Annotated in this window: 1 protein-coding gene; it reads left to right on the forward strand. The window is 73.3% G+C overall.

The window, feature by feature from the left end; all coding sequences use genetic code 11:
• Positions 1-210: 210 nt before the first annotated feature.
• Positions 211-3,739: type I polyketide synthase (locus CCN42_RS24125; RefSeq protein WP_245877444.1), on the forward strand; the 3,529-nt coding region annotated here is incomplete at its 3' end.

Consider the following 3,739-nt stretch of genomic DNA (forward strand, 5'->3'; position numbering starts at 1 on the left):
CCCTGCGGCTGCGGCACGTGCCCGGCGACCACTACACGATGCTCGGCGAACCGGCGACCGGCACCGCCCTCGCCACCCTGCTCGCCGCACCGCCGCAGCCCGTCAGACCCGGCGCGGCGGTCCGCCCCGGCGGCTGACCGCAGAGCCCAATGCCCCCACCCCCCGCCGCACCCGACACGCAGGACCCATGAGGACCATCGGAGGACCATCGTGCGCTACCCACGTCTTGCCGAGACACCGATCGCGATCGTCGGGCTGGCGGGCCTGTTCCCCAAGTCGCGGGACCTGCGCGCCTTCTGGCACAACATCGTGGACGCCGCCGACTGCATCGAGGACGTCCCCGCCTCGCACTGGAACACCGAGGACTACTACGACCCCGACCCGTCCGCCGAGGACAAGACGTACGTCCGGCGCGGCGGCTTCCTGCCCGAGATCGCCTTCAACCCCATGGAGTTCGGGCTGCCGCCCAACACCCTGGAGGTCACCGACATCCTCCAGCTGCTCTCCCTCACCGTCGCCCGCGACGTACTGCGGGACGCGGGAGCCGACCGGGCCGACTGGTACGACGCCTCCCGCACCGGCGTCGTCCTCGGCGTCACCGGCGCCAACTCGCTGACCCAGCCGCTCTCCGCCCGCCTGCAGACACCCGTCCTCAAGGAGGTCGTGCGCAGCGTCGGCCTCAGCGAGCGGGACGCGGAGGAGATCGCCGAGCGGTTCAAGAAGGCGTACATCCCGTGGGAGGAGAACTCCTTCCCCGGCATGCTCGGCAACGTCGTCGCCGGACGCATCGCCAACCGCTTCGACCTCGGCGGCACCAACTGCACCGTCGACGCCGCCTGCGCCAGCTCCCTCGCCGCCGTCAAACTCGCCGTCAGCGAACTGATCGAGGGCCGCGCCGACCTGATGATCACCGGCGGCTGCGACGCCGAGAACACCATCCTCATGTACATGTGCTTCAGCAAGACCCCGGCGTTCTCCAGGAGCCAGCTCATCCGGCCCTTCGACGAGTCCGCCGACGGCACGCTGATCGGCGAGGGCATCGGCATGCTCGCCCTCAAGCGGCTCGCCGACGCCGAACGCGACGGCGACCGCGTCTACGCCGTGCTGCGCGGCATCGGCACCTCCAGCGACGGCCGCTTCAAGAGCATCTACGCGCCCCGCGCCGAGGGGCAGCAGCTCGCCCTGCGCCGCGCCTACGAGGACGCCGACGTCCCCGTCGGCTCCGTCGGACTCTTCGAGGCGCACGGCACCGGCACCGCCGTCGGCGACCACACCGAGCTGTCCGCCCTGTCCGCCGTGGTCTCCGCCGGCACCGACGACCACGGCTACGCCGCCATCGGCAGCGTCAAGTCGCAGATCGGGCACACCAAGGCCGCCGCGGGCGCCGCGAGCCTCATCAAACTCTCCCTCGCCCTGCACCAGAAGGTGCTGCCGCCGACCATCAACGTCGAGCACCCGAGCCCCGCCGTCGACCCCGCGAGCACCCCGTTCTACGTCAACACCGAGGCCCGTCCCTGGATCGCGGACCCGGCCCGCGCCAAGCGGCGCGCCGCCGTCTCCTCCTTCGGCTTCGGCGGCACCAACTTCCACATGGTCCTGGAGGAGCACGACCCGGCGCGCGGCGGCGACGCCCAGGTGCTCGGCCCCGTCGTCCGCTGGGGCCTGTGGCACGCCGCGGGACCCGAGGCACTGGCCGCCCGCGTCGAGAACGGCGCCGGCCCCGACGAGGGCCCGATACCCGAGCAGCACGCCCGGCTCGGCATAGCCGCCCGCACCGACGCCGAGTTCGAGGAACTGCGCGCCACCGCCGTCGAGCTGCTGCGCGCCCGCCCCGACGCCGAGTCCTGGCAGCACCCCAAGGGGATCACCTACCGCCGTACCGCCCTGCCCGCCGGCGCCAAGACCGCCGCCGTCTTCGCCGGACAGGGCAGCCAGTACGTCGGTATGGGCCGCGGCGCGGCCCTCGCCCTGCCGCCCGTACGGGCCGCGTTCGACCGCGCCAACCAGCTCACCGAGGGCCCCGACACCCTCGCCCGCACCGTCTTCCCGCCGCCCGCGTTCACCGACGCCGCCCGCCGCGCCCAGGAGACGGCCCTGCGCCGCACCGACTACGCCCAGCCCGCCATCGGCGCCCTCGCCTCCGGCCAGTACGCCTGGCTGCGCGAACTCGGCTTCCGCCCCGACGGCGCCATCGGCCACAGCTTCGGCGAACTCACCGCCCTGTGGGCGGCCGGCGCCCTCGACGACGAGCAGTTCGCCACCCTGGCCCGCGCCCGCGGCCGGGCCATGGCCCCGCCCGACAACGCGCCCGCCGACTTCGACCCCGGCGCCATGGCCGCCATCCGGGCGAGCCTCACCGACGTGCAAGGCCTGATCGCGACCTACCGCAACGTCGCCATCTGCAACATCAACGCCCCCGGCCAGATCGTCGTCGGCGGCCCCACCGAGGAGATCGAACGGCTGGTCGCCGACGCCTCCGGCCGCCGCATCGGCGCCACCCGGCTGCCCGTCTCCGCCGCCTTCCACACCGGGTTCGTCGCCCACGCCGCCGACGCCTTCCGCGAAGCCGTGGAGCGCACGGCGCTCGGCGCCCCCGCCATCCCGGTGTACGCCAACGCGCCCGGCTCCTCCTACGGCACCGACGCCGCTGCCAACCGGCGCACCCTCGTCGACCAGCTCCTGCACCCCGTCGACTTCGTCGCGGGCATCGAGCGCATGTACGCCGACGGCTTCCGCGTCTTCGTCGAGTTCGGCCCCAAGCGCGTCCTCACCGACCTCGTCGACCGCATCCTCGAAGGCCGCACCGACGTCGTCACGCTCGCCGTGGACGGCGGACCGGCCAAGGACGGCGAACTCGCCCTCAAGCGCGCCGCCCTCGAACTCGCCGTCCTCGGCCTGCCCCTCACCGGCCTCGACGACCATGTCGCCCCCGTCCCGGACGAGCCCGTCCGCAAGGGCATGAGCATTCCGCTGCGCGGCATCAACTACGTCACCGAGGAACGCCGTACGGCCTACCGCGACGCCCTGTCCCAGCCCCTGGCGCTCGCCTCGGCACCCCCGCGGCAGGAGACCGGGACCGGGAGCGGGACCGGCGTCGAAACCGTGCTCCGCGAGGGCCTCGGCCTCCAGGCGGAGATCCTCACCGCCCACGCCGACACCGTGCACGCCTCCGTCCGCGCCCTGGAGGACTCCGTCCGCGCGGGCTCCCATCCCGACACGGAAGCCGCCGTACGGCTCATCCGGGAACACGGCGCCGCCATCGGCGCGGCCCACGAGCGGTCCACCCGCTTGCTGCTGGACGCGCTGCGGGGGGAGGGGGCGCCGGCTGCGCAGCCGCAGCCGCAGCCGCAGCCGGAGAGCCGGCCGGAGCCGGAGCCGGAGCCGGAGCCCGTGGCGGTGGTGGAGCCGGAGCCCGCGGTTCCCGCTGTTCCTGTCTCCGGTGTGATGGAGGCGTTGTTGGGGGCGGTGGCGGAGAAGACGGGTTATCCGGTGGAGATGCTGGAGCCGGGTATGGATGTCGAGGCTGATCTGGGGATCGATTCGATCAAGCGGGTGCAGATTCTGGGTGCGTTGCAGGAGGCGTATCCGGTGTCGGAGGACGTGGATCCGGAGGTTGTCGCCGAGCTGCGGACGTTGGAGGACATCGCGAACTTCCTCGCTTCGTCGGTCAGTGCCGAGGCGGTGGTCTCGGAGTCCGTGGCTCAGTCCGGTCCTCAGCCGGTGGGGGAGTCCGTGGCGG

It is taken from the genome of Streptomyces glaucescens, from assembly GCF_002154375.1.
Taxonomy (GTDB): Bacteria; Actinomycetota; Actinomycetes; order Streptomycetales; family Streptomycetaceae; genus Streptomyces; species Streptomyces glaucescens.